Raw genomic sequence first — 13181 nt, forward strand, 5'->3', positions numbered from 1 at the left:
GTGCGGCGCCCGCTGGGCGGCAGCGACCGGGGCCAGGTCTCCGTCGAATTCCTCGGCCTGCTCCCGCTGATCGGCCTGGTCCTCGTCCTGCTCTGGCAGTTCGTGCTGGTCGGCTACACCTACTCGCTGGCCGCCAACTCCGCCGACCGGGGCGCACGGGCCGCCACCGCCCTCGACAACGGCGGCGCGGGCGCCTGCCGCACCGCCGCCGTCCGCGATCTGCCCGCCGCCTGGCGCGGATCCGCCACCACCGAGTGCGGCAGCGGATCCGGGCTGTGGAAGGCCACGGTCCACCTCAAGGTGCCGGTGCTGTTCCCCGGCGCCGCCTCCTTCCCCTGGACGGTCACCGGCTCGGCCGGCGCGGCGAAGGAGGCCCGGGGATGACGGCCCCGCTCCGCGCCGCCACCCGGCCGCGCGCCCGTGACCGCGGCCAGGTGTCCATCGAATTCCTCGGCTTCCTGCCCGTCCTGCTGACCGTGGCGCTGGCCGTCGTCCAGCTCGGCCTGGGCGCGTACGCCGTCCAGCAGGCCGGCACCGGCGCCCGCGCCGCGGCCCGCACCGCCTCCCTCGACGAGGCCGACCGCGAAACCGATCCGCGCAGCGCGGGCCTGGCCGCGATGAGCGGCTGGATCGCCGACGGCGCCACCATCTCGGTGGGCGGCGGCAGCGCGGTACGCGCCACCGTGACCGTCCCCATCCCGTCCGTCATCCCCGGCGTCGACTTCGGCACCGCCGGCCGCAGCGCCACCATGCCCCGCCCCGAGACGCCCGACGGGCCCGGCGGCGCGGCGCGTCCGTACGAAGGAGCCGTCCCGCGATGAGTCTGAAAGCCCGGATCGTCGCACCCGAGACGCCCGCCGAGGCCCGCCACGACAGCCATCTGGTCGCCGTCTACCGCGCCAAGCTGCTCGAGGAGATCGACCTCGCCGAGATGTCCTCGCTGACCGCCGCCGAGCGCCGCACGCGCCTGGAACGCGTACTGGGCCACATCATCAGCCGCGAGGGCCCGGTGCTGTCCACCGCCGAACGCTCCCAGCTCATCCGACGGGTGGTGGACGAGGCACTCGGCCTCGGCGTCCTGGAGCCGCTGCTCGAAGACGCCTCGATCACCGAGATCATGGTCAACGGCCCGGACCAGGTCTATGTCGAACGCTCGGGTCGGGTCGAGCTGGTGCCCGTCCGCTTCGCCTCGCACGAGCAGCTGATGCAGACCATCGAGCGGATCGTCTCCACCGTCAACCGCCGGGTCGACGAGTCGAATCCGATGGTCGACGCCCGCCTCCCGTCCGGCGAACGCGTCAACGTCATCATCCCGCCGCTCGCCCTGAACGGCGCCACCCTCACCATCCGCCGCTTCCCGCGTGCCTACACCCTGGCCGAACTCATCGGCATGGGCACCCTCGACGAGCAGGTGCTGATGCTGCTGGCGGGTCTGGTGCGCGCCAAGTTCAACGTCGTGGTCGCGGGCGCCACCGGTGCCGGCAAGACGACCCTGCTCAACGCCCTCTCCGGCCTCATCCCGGACGGCGAACGCATCATCACCGTCGAGGACGCCGCCGAACTCCAACTCCAACAGACCCACGTCATCCGGCTGGAGTCCCGCCCGCCCAACGTCGAGGGCAAGGGCCGCATCACCATCCGCGACCTGGTACGCAACTCCCTGCGCATGCGTCCCGACCGCATCATCGTCGGAGAGGTGCGCGGCGGCGAGACCCTCGACATGCTCCAGGCGATGTCCACCGGCCACGACGGCTCACTCGCCACCGTCCACGCCAACAGCGCCGAGGACGCCCTGATGCGGCTGCAGACGCTGGCCTCCATGTCGGACGTCAAGATCCCCTTCGAGGCGCTGCGGGACCAGATCAACAGCGCCGTCGACTGCATCGTCCAGCTCACCCGGCACGCCGACGGCTCCCGCCGGATCAGCGAGGTCGCCATCCTCGACTCCCGCGGACACGAGGACTACCGGATCGCCACCGTGTGCCGTTTCGACGCCGAACCGATGGGCGCCGACCGCGTCGTGCACGGCGCCTTCCGCTACTTCCCGCTGCCCCGCCGGGTCGCCGAACGCCTCTTCATGGCCGGCGAACCCACCCCGCCCGCCTTCGGCGTGGCGGCCACCGACGACCAGCTCGCCACCCGGAAGGCCCTCTCATGACCGGCGGGAACGCCCTGCCCCTGCTCACCCTCGGGGCCACCCTGCTGTGCGGCGTGCTCGCGGTCATCGGCGTACGGGTCCACGCGGCCGGGCGCGCCCAGCGGCAGGCCGTCGTCGACCGCCTCGCCGACGAGAGCGGACTGCCACCGGCCCGGCGCCACCGCCGCTTCCCGTCGGTCGACCGCACCCTGCGCGGCACCCGCTTCGGACGCCGCCTCGAACTGCGCCTGACCGCCACCGGACTGGACGTCAGCCCCGGCGAGTTCCTCGTCTACCTCCTCGCCACGATCGTCGCCCTCTGGCTGATCGCCCAGGCCACCCTCGCCGCCTTCTTCGGCCCGATCGCCGCGCTGATCGCCGTCTGGGCCGCGTTCGCCTTCCTCAACTGGCAACGCCAGAAACGCATCGAGAAATTCATCAACCAGCTCCCCGAACTCTCCCGGATCCTCGCCAACGCCACCCAGGCCGGCCTCGCCCTCCGGACGGCGCTGGGCATGGCCGCCGAGGAACTCGAGGCCCCCGCGGGCGAGGAGCTGGCCAAGGTCTCCGACAAGCTCGCCGTCGGCCACTCCATCGACGAGGCCCTCGGCGAGCTCGCCGAACGCCTGCCCTCGCGCGAACTGGTCGTCCTGGTCACCACCCTGGTCCTCGCCAACCGCGCCGGCGGCACCGTCGTCGGCTCCCTGCGCAACCTCACCAAGACCCTCGAGGAGCGCAAGGAAACCCGCCGCGAGGTCCGCACCCAGCTCTCCCAGGTCGTGGTGACGGCGTACGTCGTCCCGTTGCTCGGCGTCGGCACCCTGCTGCTGATGAACCGCATCGCCCCGGGCGCCATCGACCGCATGACCTCCTCGTTCCTCGGCCAGACGGCGGTCGTCGTGGCCTTCGCCCTCTACGCCCTCGGCTTCTACTTCATCCGCCGCTTCTCCAGAATCGACGTCTAGCACGCGGCCCCCGGCGCCGACCGCCGGGCGCGGCCGCATCCGGACGCAGCGGGAACCGGACCAGGAACCGGATCAGGAAACAGGAACAGGAAGAGGAGCAGGAACACGAATGGGAACGGGAATCGGGGTCCTCATCGCCCTCGCCTTCGCCCTCTCGATCGTCGGCATCTGCTGCGGCATCGCCCTCTACCGCCGCGAGGCCAGACTCCCGCCTGACCTCGCACTGTCCCTGGAGGTCGGCTCGACGCGTACGACGGTGGTCGGCTCGGCCGTCGACCGTATGGGCATGCGCTACGCGCCGCTCGTGCTGCGGCTGATGGGCGACAGACGGGTCGCCACGATCCGCCGCCGCATCGACCGGGCCGGCAACCCCGGTGGCCTCACCGTCGACCGCTACGCCGCCCGTCGCGCCGTCTACGGAAGCCTGGGCCTCGTCGCCGCCCTGGTGATGTTCCTCCGCGGCCAGCTCCTCCTCGGCGTCCTCATGCTCCTCTTCGCCCTGTTCTGGACCGAGGTCGGCATCTGGGCGGCCATCCGCCAGCGCAAGGACACCATCGAACGCACCCTCCCCGACTTCCTGGACGTCCTCGCCGTCGTCGTCAGCGCGGGACTCGGATTCCGCCAGGCTCTGGACCGGGTCGCGGAGAAGTACGAGGGCCCCTGGGCCGACGAACTCCGCATCACCCTGCGTCAGATGGACATGGGCGTCAGCCGCCGCCAGGCCTTCGAGGAACTGCGCAAGCGCAACGACTCCGAACAGGTCGCGCAGTTCGTGACCGCCCTCCAACAGGGCGAGGAGCTGGGCGCGCCCATCGTCGAGACCCTCATCCAGATCGCCAACGACATGCGCCGCACCGACGCCCAGAACGCTCGCCGCCGCGCCACCCGCGCGGTCCCCAAGGCCACCATGGTGATCACCACGTTCATGGTCCCGGCCACGATGATCCTGTTGGTCGCCGGCTTCTTCCTGGGATCCGGCACCAACTTCGGGTCGCTGATGGGGAAATGAGCCGGGAGTCCGACCCGCGCCCATGACACCTTCCCCGACCGCCACGGTTTCGGCCCGTCCTTGCGGATGCACATCGCCACCCGACCCGGCCTCCTCGCCGGTCCGGCCGCCCCGGTGCGGCACGTCCCGCCGCGCCGGGGAGCGGCCCGCCGCCGCCCGGACCCGGCCTCCGCGGCAGCCTCCGACACCGCCGTCGCGTTCCTGCTCCAGGCCTTGCTGCCACTGCTCTTCGGGGTGGCCGAGGTCGACTTCGGCCGCCCCCGCTGCCCCTCCGTCGGCCACGCCTGCCAAGGCCCCGTACACCCCCTCGCGGCCGCGGCCCGTCGCGCGGCCGGATGGGGACGCCACGGGGCCCGCTTCTCGCCAACGCCTTCGCAGGAGCAACGAGTTGTGCCACAGTGGTGGTCCTGGCGGCCTCCCTCGCGCTCCGGTACGAGCGGGCCGGCCGGTCCCAGTGGTGTCGGAGTGCCGGATGATCCCGGAGGGGGAACGGGGGTGGCCGAGGTGCGGCTGAGTGGCCGAAACGCGACGGCACACCCCTCGTTCGCCCACCTTCCAGAGGAAGGGGTTCGGATTCCCTGTTCCGGGAACCCTCTTCCGGCGTACTTTTCAAGTGTCACGAGCGCGGACGACCGCGCCGACACCACGGGGGCAGACCAGCCGGACCAGAGCGGGCCGGCCGCCCATGGAGGGGTAGACGATGGCGAAGCGGTTTTTGGGGAACGACCGGGGACAGACCTCGATCGAGTACCTGGGCATCATCGCGGTGGTCGTGGCGATCGTCATCGCGATCGCCGGTACGGACATCGGCCAGTCCATTTACGACGCCATCACCTCGAAGATCTCGCAACTCACCGGCTGATTGACGCAGTGCAGCAGGGCGTACGGCGAGACGCAGGGCAGGCCTTCCCCATCTACATCGTGGCCGTGGCGGGTCTGCTCTTCCTTGCGTTTGCCCTCTTCGCCGTGGGCCAGGCCGCGGCCACCCGCAACAGCGCCCAGACGGCAGCCGACGCCGCGGCCCTCGGCGCGGCCCAGAGCTACCGCGACGATCTGCACCGCGCGCTGCGCAAGGCGGTCGAGGACGGCGACGGCTGGGAAGACCTGCTCAAGGCCATGGGCGTCTCCACGGGCACGGCTTGCCGAAGCGCCGGCTGGTTCGCAGGGAAGAACGACGCCGACGCCACCTCGTGCACCCCGGACTCCTGGCCGACATCCTTCGCGGTCCGGGTCAGGACACGCGGCACAGTGGGCGATTCGATCGTCCCGGGTACGGAGAGGACCCATGCGTCGGCCGGAGCCAAGGCAGTTGTCACCCCACGCTGCACCGTACGGCCCGCGAAGGCCGGACAGCCCGCTGACGGTGGCGGTGACGACGGCAGGGCCGACAGGAAGGAGGCCGGCAAGGGGAAGATCGAGCTCACCTGTGACGGAAAGCCCTGGACGCTCGACCCGAAGCACCTCGACCCGTTCCCCGTACCCGCCGACTTCTTCGCCGTCCGACTCGCCGAATGACCACCGATGACCAGCAAAGGAATCTCGCCCATGAGCATGCGACGCACCGCGAAGCGCCGTGAGGCGGCGGCCGCGATCGTGATCGCCGCCGGCCTGGCCTTCGGCGCGGTCGGATGTGGCAGCGACGGCGCGGCGACGGGCAACGCGAAGAAGCCCAAGGCCCGAACCAGCTCGCACAGTTCCCCGGCGAGCGAGCCGGCCGCGGACTCCACCAAGATCATCGCGGTGCTCAAGGGCAAAAAGGGAATGGTCCTCACCCTCAACTCCGCCGTGCGGGACGGCGGTGGATTCGTCACGGTGCAGGGCGTCCTGAAGAACACCAGCTCCGAGCCGTTCAGCGAGTCGTCGGCATGGCGGGGCGACGAAACGGAGATGCAGCAGCACGGCAACCACCTGGGCGGAGCGACGCTGATCGACGCCAAGGAGCGCAAGCGCTACTACGTCCTCCGGGACACCGAGGGCCGCCCGTTGGCGACGACCGGCATCCGGATCATCAAGGCGGGGGAGACCCTGCCGGTCTTCATGCAGTTCCCGTCCCCGCCGTCCAGCACGACTGATGTGGAATTCCAACTGCCGACCTTCCCCTCCGCCGACATCGAGATCACCGGGTGAGTGGCCGCATGTCCACAGGTCGCACGAAGCCCAGGGCCCTGACGGTTGCCGCCACCGCCGTACTCGTCGCCGCGCTGCTCACGCCGACGGCCCGGGCGGACGACCCACCCGGCATCACCGAAGGCTCCGCGCCCCCCGTCCACATCGACCCCCAGGATCCCGACCTCCGCATGGTGCAGGGGGCCAAGCTCGCCCCGTCCAAGGTGCTCAACATCAAGTCCATCGTGGAGACCGACGACGGCTCCGAGCGGCGCCAGGACACCAACGACAACGTGACGTTCTCGCTCCAGGCAGAGGTGCTCTTCGGCAAGGACAGTGCCAAGCTCTCGCCGGACGCGCTGTCGCGGATCGACACCATCGCCGCCGAGGTCAGGAAGCAGAACGCCACCAGCCTGCGGGTCTTCGGGTTCACCGACGATCTCGGCTCGGCCGCGCACGGACTGACGCTGTCCAAGGACCGGGCCAACGCCGTGCAGCGGGAGCTGGCCGACGAACTCGGCTCGGCGGTGTCGTTCGAGATCCGGGGGTACGGCGAGCAGTACCCGATCGCCGACAATGCCAGCGAGGCCGGTCGGAAGAAGAACCGCCGGGTCGAGGTCAGTTTCCCGCGGACAGGGTGACCGGGGGCGGCGCCTGGACGGCGAGACGGCGGCCGGGGCGCAGGCCCCAGCGGGTCATCGCGCCGGCCTCCGCCTCCAGGACGTGCCGGGCACGCAGGCGGGGCAGGCCCAGCCGGCCGGGACGCATGGTGCGGACGGACAGCACGGTCAAGTCCCGGCTCAGGTAGGCGACATCGATGGCGAACCGCATCCGGAAGGTGTGCACCCCGCTCGCCGGGCTCAGCAGGAGCGCACCCTCGATGCCGTCGCGGCCCAACAGGCCACGGGTGCGGGCCCGGTAGGACGCCGCGATCTCCACGGGAACGCCGGCGTCCGCGCCGTGCAGGATCCCCGGGCCGTCCGTCCAACGCGCCATACCCGTCGTTCTATCAGCTGCCGTGCGCGGCGGGTAGATCCGAACGCCCGTCTAGGGTCGACGCATGACGGTGATGCTGATGGTTCTCGCCGCCGCCTACGGGGCCGCGGCCGGGCTGCTCATACCGCGGCCGGTCCACCGGATGACCGTCGAGCCCGAGGAGCCGTGGCGGGCGACCTGTCCCGGTGGGCATCCGGTCGGCGGAGCGGCACGCGGCTGGCTGGGTCGGGCACGCTGCCCGGAGCCGGGGTGCGGGGCGTACGGGCCCGGGGCGCGCGCGACGGCGGCGGTCACCGCGCTGGCCTGCGCGGCGCTGGCGGTGGCCACCGGGGCACGGCCCGAGCTCGCGGTATGGCTGCTGATGGCGCCGGCCACCGTGTGCCTGGCGGCGGTCGACCGGCGGGTGCACCGCCTGCCGGACGCGCTCACCCTGCCGCTCGCGGCCGTGGCGGCCGCGGCGCTGGGACTCGTCGGACGGCTGACCGGCGAGAGCGGAACCTGGACCGGGGCGTTGCTGGGCGGGCTGGGGCTGGGCGCGTTCTATCTCCTGCTGTTCCTCGTCAACCCGGCGGGCATCGGCCTGGGGGACGTCAAGCTGGCGATCGGGCTGGGGGTCGCCCTTGGGTGGTACGGCTGGCGCACCGTCGTCACCGGGGGCGCGGCGGGCGTGCTCGCCGGTGCGCTGTACGGGGTCGGGCTGATGTGCGCAGGCCGGGGCCGGTCGGCGGTCATGCCATTCGGACCATTCATGATCATTGGGGCGTTCGGGGGGCTGCTCCTGGGGGCCGCCACGGCCTCCTGAGCGACGGCGGCCCCCGGCCGCCGCCACCGATCGGGCCGCCCGCGCCACGCGGCGCCACGCCGCGATACGGCGCGGTGCACGCACCATCCCCGCGGCGGGGTTATGGTGGAAACCCCCCCTCGGGCCGGTCCGTATTCCCCCCCACGGACCGGCCCGCTTTTTTGTGCCGCCGGGCAGGAGCTCGGGCGGGTGCCCCGGCTTTTCGGCCCACCACCGACCGCAGCCCGCAACGGCTCCGAGCCCCGGCCCACCGCGACGTACGGGGCTAGCCCCGCTTCGCCCAGATGTTCACGCCCTCCGTCGAGGTGGCGAACTCATCGATCTCGGCCAGCTCCGCGTCCGTGAGCCCGGGGCCGTCGAGGGCCGCGATGTTGGCCTCCAGCTGGGCCACGCTGCTGGCGCCGATCAGCGCGGAGGTCATCCGCTCGTCGCGCAGCACCCAGCGCAGGGCGAGCTGCGCCAGCGACCCGCCGCGCCGGGCGGCGATGTCGTTGAGGCCGCGCAGACGTCGCACGACGTCCTCGGACAGCAGATCCGGATTCAGGGACTTGCCCTGGGAGGCACGCGAGCCCTCGGGAATGCCGTGCAGGTACTTGTCGGTGAGCATGCCCTGCGCCAGCGGCGCGAAGGAGATGCAGCCCATGCCCTCGGCCTCCAGGGTGTCCAGCAGGCCGTCGTCCTCGGTCCATCGGTTGATCATCGAGTACGAGGGCTGGTGGATCAGGGCCGGGACGCCCATGCCGCGCAGAATTCCGGCCGCCTCGCGGGTCTGCTCGGCGTTGTAGGAGGACACCCCGGCGTACAGGGCCTTGCCCTGCTGGACCGCGGACGCCAGCGCGCCCATCGTCTCCTCGAGCGGGGTGTGCGGATCGAAACGGTGCGAGTAGAAGATATCGACGTAATCGACACCCATCCGCTTCAGTGACGCATCCAACGACGAGAGGAGATATTTCCGCGAACCCCATTCACCGTAGGGGCCGGGGTGCATCAGATATCCGGCCTTCGTGGAGAGAATGATCTCGTCGCGGTAGGGCCGGAAGTCCTGCGCGAAGATCTTTCCGAAGTTCAGCTCGGCGGACCCGGGCGGCGGGCCGTAGTTGTTGGCCAGGTCGAAGTGGGTGACCCCCAGGTCGAAGGCGCGGCGCAGAATCGCCCGCTGGGAGGCCAGAGTGCGGTCGTCACCGAAGTTGTGCCACAGTCCGAGAGAGATGGCGGGGAGTTTCAGGCCGCTGCGGCCGGTGCGCCGGTACTCCATGGCGTCGTAGCGCGAATCCACGGCGCGGTAGTCAGATGTGCCAGTCATGCTCATCTCCCTATCACGTACCTGTGACACACCTGATTGGGTCGTCGACACACCCGAGAAGTAAAGTTGCCCACTTGAGGCGACGGGGCGAGGGCCATTTCGGCACGGAGGGGCTGGACCACATATGACGCGATCTTCCGGAGTGCGCATCCCTTATCCGCCCGCACTGCGCAATCTGGTCTACCGGTTGTACGCGCGCCGGGTGGAGGGACGCCTGGACCACGACCAGGTGCCCAAGCACATCGGCGTCATCCTGGACGGCAACCGGCGCTGGGCGCGGGCGGACGGGCGGACCACCGAGCAGGGCCACCAGGCGGGTGCGGCGAAGATCAGTGAACTGCTGGGGTGGTGCGCGGAAACCGATGTGGAGGTCGTCACGCTCTGGCTGCTGTCGACGGACAACCTCGACCGGCCCGAGGGCGAGCTGAAGCCGCTGCTGGGCATCATCGAGAACACCGTGCGCGGCCTGGCCGCCGACGGCCGCTGGCGGGTCCACCACGTCGGCAACCGTGATCTGCTGCCGGAGGCCACGCAGCGGGTCCTCAAGGAGTCGGAACAGACCACCCAGGACAACAGCGGCATTCTGGTGAACGTCGCCGTCGGCTACGGCGGCCGGCAGGAGATCGCCGACGCGGTCCGGTCGCTGCTGCTGGACCACGCCGAGCGCGGCACCTCCTTCGAGGAGCTGGCCGAGATCGTCGACATCGACCTGATCTCCGAGCACCTCTACACCCGCGGCCAGCCCGACCCGGACCTGGTGATCCGCACCAGCGGCGAACAGCGGCTCTCGGGCTTCATGCTCTGGCAGAGCGCCCATTCGGAGTACTACTTCTGCGAGGTCTTCTGGCCGGCGTTCCGGAAGGTCGACTTCCTGCGCGCGCTGCGCGACTACGCCGCCCGGCACCGCCGTTACGGCTTCTGAGGGGTGCCCGCAACGGCACGGACAGGCGTTTCCCCCTCCTGAGCCCACCCGCCCCGGCGGCCCGCCCCGCCGCCACCGCTGCGCAGCCGGCACACACCACCATGAGCCGTAACCAAAGGTTCATCAACCATGTGTCATATGCCGTGGCATGGCGGCGGGTCATCCAGGGAATATCCCAGGCAGGTCGGCGTCCGGAACAAGACATCGGGCGCCGCATCTCAGCGGACGGCATGGGGCTGTCCGCCCGGGAGGCCCTTTGCACATCACGGACGATCGTGCGCACCGCACGGACGACGCGAGGGGCCGGCGTTCGGCCCTCGCATCGTGGCCTGAACCCGGTCCTGTCCCCCGCGACGCCGTCGCACCCCGACCTCATCCGAGGGGGTTCGTCCACCCGTGGTGAACAGCAACAAGCGCCGTGAGAACGGCCGGCGCACCTACGTTCTCGACACCAGCGTCCTGCTGGCGGATCCAGGCGCCATGTCCCGTTTCGAGGAGCACGAAGTCGTCCTGCCGGTCGTCGTGGTCACCGAACTGGAGGCCAAGCGGCACCACCCCGAGCTCGGCTACTTCGCACGGCAGGCACTACGCCTGCTGGACGAATGCCGGGTCCAGCACGGGAGGCTCGACGCTCCCCTTCCCATCGGCGATCTCGGCGGCACGCTCCGGGTCGAGCTGAACCACTCCGACCCGGGGATCCTGCCGGCCGGCTTCCGCCTCGGCGACAACGACTCCCGCATCCTGGCCGTGGCACGCAATCTGCAGGCCGAGGGATATGACGTCACGGTCGTGTCGAAAGATCTCCCGCTGCGCATCAAGGCGTCCTCGGTCGGCCTGCTGGCCGAGGAGTACCGCGCCGAGCTGGCGATCACCGACTCCGGCTGGACGGGCATGGCCGAACTGACCGTGCCCGCGGAGCAGGTGGACGACCTGTTCGCCGCCGAGATCGCCGACGTACCGGGCGCCGCGGACCTTCCGGTGCACACCGGACTCGTCCTGCAGTCCGAGCGCGGCAAGGCGCTCGGCCGGGTCACCGCCGACGGCGGGGTCCGGCTGGTGCGCGGCGACCGGGAGGCGTTCGGGATCCACGGCCGCAGCGCCGAACAGCGGATCGCGCTGGATCTGCTGCTGGACCCGGAGGTCGGGATCGTCTCGATGGGCGGCCGGGCCGGCACGGGCAAGTCGGCGCTGGCGCTGTGCGCGGGTCTGGAGGCCGTGCTGGAGCGTCAGCAGCACCGCAAGGTGATGGTCTTCCGGCCGCTGTACGCCGTCGGCGGGCAGGAGCTGGGCTATCTGCCCGGCAGCGAGGCCGAGAAGATGAGCCCCTGGGCGCAGGCCGTCTTCGACACGCTCTCCGCGGTGACCAGCAAGGACGTCATCGAAGAGGTGGTGGGGCGCGGCATGCTGGAGGTGCTGCCGCTCACCCACATCCGCGGGCGGTCGCTGCACGACGCGTTCGTCATCGTGGACGAGGCCCAGTCGCTGGAACGGAACGTCCTTTTGACGGTTCTGTCCCGTATCGGAGCCAACTCCCGGGTGGTACTGACGCATGACGTCGCACAGCGGGACAATCTCCGCGTCGGGCGGTACGACGGCGTGGTCGCGGTCGTCGAGAAGCTGAAGGGGCATCCGCTCTTCGCCCACGTCACCCTCAACCGCAGCGAGCGCTCGCCGATCGCCGCGCTGGTGACCGAAATGCTGGAGGACGGCAGGATCTGACCCTTTGTGAACCACCGCGCCGCCCGGAGAAGCGAAGGAGCTTAACCGGGCGGCGCGCGTGTGCGCGGAGATATCCGAAAATCCTCGGGCGTAAACGAGGTGTGAGCTTTCACACCCGGCCGGGAATTGATTCACGGCCCCCCGTTCGGGCAGAGTCTGGGTCCTGTCAGGCCCCGCATACGGCACCACCAGCATCCTCAGAGGTGCGGAACACACCGAACTTCATAGCGACTCGCCGTATGCCGCCCGAGCACCACGCGGACCCCCTGGGGGACGTACCGGGCCAGTGCCTCCCGTGACCAGCCGGTCCCGCCCGCTCAACTGGGTCCGGAACAAGGGGAGACCAGCGCCAGGGGCACGATTGCGCCCGCGAGGTCACCTATGCGGGCGATGCTGGAAGGAAATCGTGTGAGCCGGATCTCGGTCCGGGGATTCGCCGTGGCCTCCGCCACCGCGGTCACCACCGTCGGCGCCGTTGTCGGCGTCGCTGCAGGGCAGCCTGCTGCTTCGGTCGACAACACCGAGGCCACCGCTGCCGACGCGACGATCGCCGACATCCCCGCGGGCGCACAGGCCCAGGTGCAGACGGCTTCCCTGACGCAGCAGGCGGACGACCAGTCCACCCAGGCCGACGCGGCAGCCCTCAAGTCCGCGCAGGAGGCGGCTCGCAAGGCAGCTGCCGAGACCGCACAGTCCAAGAAGGACGCCGCGGACGAGGCAAAGGCGGAGAAGGACGCCGAAGCGCGCAAGAAGAAGGAGCAGGCCGCGTCCCGCTCCTCCTCGCGCGACCTGGGCGACCTTCTCGGCAAGAGCTCCTACACGATCGCCGAGACCCAGGGCATCGCCCGTCAGATGATGGCGAGCGACCAGTTCCAGTGCTTCAGCAACATCGTGGACCACGAGTCCGGCTGGAACTACAAGGCCACCAACGCCTCCTCGGGTGCGTACGGGCTCGTCCAGGCCCTGCCGGGCTCGAAGATGTCCTCGGCGGGCTCCGACTGGCAGACCAACCCGGCCACGCAGATCAAGTGGGGCCTGAACTACATGAACGACCGCTACGGCAGCCCCTGCGGCGCCTGGTCGTTCTGGCAGGCGAACAGCTGGTACTAGGCCGTACCGGCAGCACCCAGCACGTCCGGAACCCCCGACCGCGGCAGCGGCGGGGGTTTCGTGCATCCGGCACAGGTAACGTCGTGCCGTCAGGTGTGGCACAGGGGAGGGG

15 protein-coding genes are annotated in these 13181 nt (G+C 70.6%); 13 read left to right on the plus strand and 2 right to left on the minus strand.

The window, feature by feature from the left end:
• The 9 genes from ACGFML_RS02590 to ACGFML_RS02630 all read left to right on the plus strand — a co-directional run bounded on the left by ACGFML_RS02590 (position 1) and on the right by ACGFML_RS02630 (position 6858).
• Positions 1-384, plus strand: coding sequence for a TadE/TadG family type IV pilus assembly protein (locus ACGFML_RS02590; protein WP_393539160.1), 384 nt, complete (start codon positions 1-3; stop codon positions 382-384).
• The gene (locus ACGFML_RS02595; RefSeq protein WP_393539163.1) at positions 381-821 is read left to right on the plus strand and encodes a TadE/TadG family type IV pilus assembly protein; all 441 of its coding nucleotides are present in this window, start codon (positions 381-383) and stop codon (positions 819-821) included. The genes ACGFML_RS02590 and ACGFML_RS02595 overlap by 4 nt, the downstream gene beginning before the upstream one ends.
• Positions 818-2158, plus strand: coding sequence for a CpaF family protein (locus ACGFML_RS02600; protein WP_393539165.1), 1341 nt, complete (start codon positions 818-820; stop codon positions 2156-2158). The genes ACGFML_RS02595 and ACGFML_RS02600 overlap by 4 nt, the downstream gene beginning before the upstream one ends.
• Positions 2155-3102: a type II secretion system F family protein gene (locus tag ACGFML_RS02605; protein WP_393539167.1), complete on the plus strand. Its 948-nt coding sequence runs from the start codon at positions 2155-2157 to the stop codon at positions 3100-3102. The genes ACGFML_RS02600 and ACGFML_RS02605 overlap by 4 nt, the downstream gene beginning before the upstream one ends.
• A 109-nt stretch (positions 3103-3211) precedes the next feature.
• Positions 3212-4111, plus strand: a complete 900-nt coding sequence (locus ACGFML_RS02610) for a DUF5936 domain-containing protein (protein ID WP_393539169.1) — start codon at positions 3212-3214, stop codon at positions 4109-4111.
• A 700-nt stretch (positions 4112-4811) separates the two neighbouring features.
• A complete protein-coding gene (locus ACGFML_RS02615) occupies positions 4812-4973 on the plus strand; it encodes a Flp family type IVb pilin (protein WP_046930826.1) in 162 nt (53 codons plus the stop codon).
• Positions 4974-4981: 8 nt separating this feature from the next.
• Positions 4982-5626 carry a pilus assembly protein TadG-related protein gene (locus ACGFML_RS02620; RefSeq protein WP_393539171.1) on the plus strand — a complete coding sequence of 215 codons (645 nt, stop codon included), beginning with the start codon at positions 4982-4984 and terminating at the stop codon, positions 5624-5626.
• A gap of 30 nt (positions 5627-5656) precedes the next feature.
• A complete protein-coding gene (locus ACGFML_RS02625) occupies positions 5657-6238 on the plus strand; it encodes a hypothetical protein (protein ID WP_393539173.1) in 582 nt (193 codons plus the stop codon).
• Positions 6239-6246: 8 nt separating this feature from the next.
• Positions 6247-6858, plus strand: a complete 612-nt coding sequence (locus tag ACGFML_RS02630; RefSeq protein ID WP_393539175.1) for an OmpA family protein — start codon at positions 6247-6249, stop codon at positions 6856-6858.
• On the opposite strand, the gene ACGFML_RS02635 is transcribed toward ACGFML_RS02630, so the two are convergent.
• Entirely contained in the window at positions 6836-7213 is a 378-nt protein-coding gene (locus tag ACGFML_RS02635) for a DUF192 domain-containing protein (RefSeq protein WP_393539177.1), read from the minus strand. The genes ACGFML_RS02630 and ACGFML_RS02635 overlap by 23 nt on opposite strands.
• Positions 7214-7277: 64 nt before the next feature.
• On the opposite strand from ACGFML_RS02635, the gene ACGFML_RS02640 reads away from it, so the two are divergent.
• A complete protein-coding gene (locus ACGFML_RS02640) occupies positions 7278-8015 on the plus strand; it encodes a prepilin peptidase (protein ID WP_393539179.1) in 738 nt (245 codons plus the stop codon).
• Positions 8016-8280: 265 nt separating this feature from the next.
• On the opposite strand, the gene mgrA is transcribed toward ACGFML_RS02640, so the two are convergent.
• Positions 8281-9318 carry an L-glyceraldehyde 3-phosphate reductase gene (gene mgrA, locus ACGFML_RS02645; protein WP_393539182.1) on the minus strand — a complete coding sequence of 346 codons (1038 nt, stop codon included), beginning with the start codon at positions 9316-9318 and terminating at the stop codon, positions 8281-8283.
• Positions 9319-9442: 124 nt separating this feature from the next.
• Between mgrA and ACGFML_RS02650 the strand changes: the two genes are divergently transcribed.
• The 3 genes from ACGFML_RS02650 (at position 9443) to ACGFML_RS02660 (ending at position 13069) form a co-directional block, all read left to right on the plus strand.
• Positions 9443-10240, plus strand: coding sequence for an isoprenyl transferase (locus tag ACGFML_RS02650; protein WP_393539184.1), 798 nt, complete (start codon positions 9443-9445; stop codon positions 10238-10240).
• 396 nt (positions 10241-10636) lie between these two features.
• Positions 10637-11959, plus strand: coding sequence for a PhoH family protein (locus tag ACGFML_RS02655; protein ID WP_393539187.1), 1323 nt, complete (start codon positions 10637-10639; stop codon positions 11957-11959).
• A 408-nt stretch (positions 11960-12367) separates the two neighbouring features.
• Positions 12368-13069 carry a transglycosylase SLT domain-containing protein gene (locus tag ACGFML_RS02660; protein WP_393539189.1) on the plus strand — a complete coding sequence of 234 codons (702 nt, stop codon included), beginning with the start codon at positions 12368-12370 and terminating at the stop codon, positions 13067-13069.
• The last annotated feature ends 112 nt before the right edge of the window (positions 13070-13181 follow it).

The sequence above is a fragment of the Streptomyces sp. NPDC048650 genome, assembly GCF_043199095.1.
Classification (GTDB): domain Bacteria; phylum Actinomycetota; class Actinomycetes; order Streptomycetales; family Streptomycetaceae; genus Streptomyces.

What these genes read in the sequence shown, in the direction of transcription:
- ACGFML_RS02595 (WP_393539163.1), top strand. Translation starts at nt 381, where the DNA reads ATGACGGCCCCGCTCCGCGCCGCCACCCGGCCGCGCGCCCGTGACCGC.
- ACGFML_RS02600 (WP_393539165.1), top strand. Translation starts at nt 818, where the DNA reads ATGAGTCTGAAAGCCCGGATCGTCGCACCCGAGACGCCCGCCGAGGCC.
- ACGFML_RS02605 (WP_393539167.1), top strand. Translation starts at nt 2,155, where the DNA reads ATGACCGGCGGGAACGCCCTGCCCCTGCTCACCCTCGGGGCCACCCTG.
- ACGFML_RS02610 (WP_393539169.1), top strand. Translation starts at nt 3,212, where the DNA reads ATGGGAACGGGAATCGGGGTCCTCATCGCCCTCGCCTTCGCCCTCTCG.
- ACGFML_RS02615 (WP_046930826.1), top strand. Translation starts at nt 4,812, where the DNA reads ATGGCGAAGCGGTTTTTGGGGAACGACCGGGGACAGACCTCGATCGAG.
- ACGFML_RS02625 (WP_393539173.1), top strand. Translation starts at nt 5,657, where the DNA reads ATGAGCATGCGACGCACCGCGAAGCGCCGTGAGGCGGCGGCCGCGATC.
- ACGFML_RS02630 (WP_393539175.1), top strand. Translation starts at nt 6,247, where the DNA reads ATGTCCACAGGTCGCACGAAGCCCAGGGCCCTGACGGTTGCCGCCACC.
- ACGFML_RS02635 (WP_393539177.1), bottom strand. Translation starts at nt 7,213, where the DNA reads ATGGCGCGTTGGACGGACGGCCCGGGGATCCTGCACGGCGCGGACGCC.
- ACGFML_RS02640 (WP_393539179.1), top strand. Translation starts at nt 7,278, where the DNA reads ATGACGGTGATGCTGATGGTTCTCGCCGCCGCCTACGGGGCCGCGGCC.
- mgrA (WP_393539182.1), bottom strand. Translation starts at nt 9,318, where the DNA reads ATGACTGGCACATCTGACTACCGCGCCGTGGATTCGCGCTACGACGCC.
- ACGFML_RS02650 (WP_393539184.1), top strand. Translation starts at nt 9,443, where the DNA reads ATGACGCGATCTTCCGGAGTGCGCATCCCTTATCCGCCCGCACTGCGC.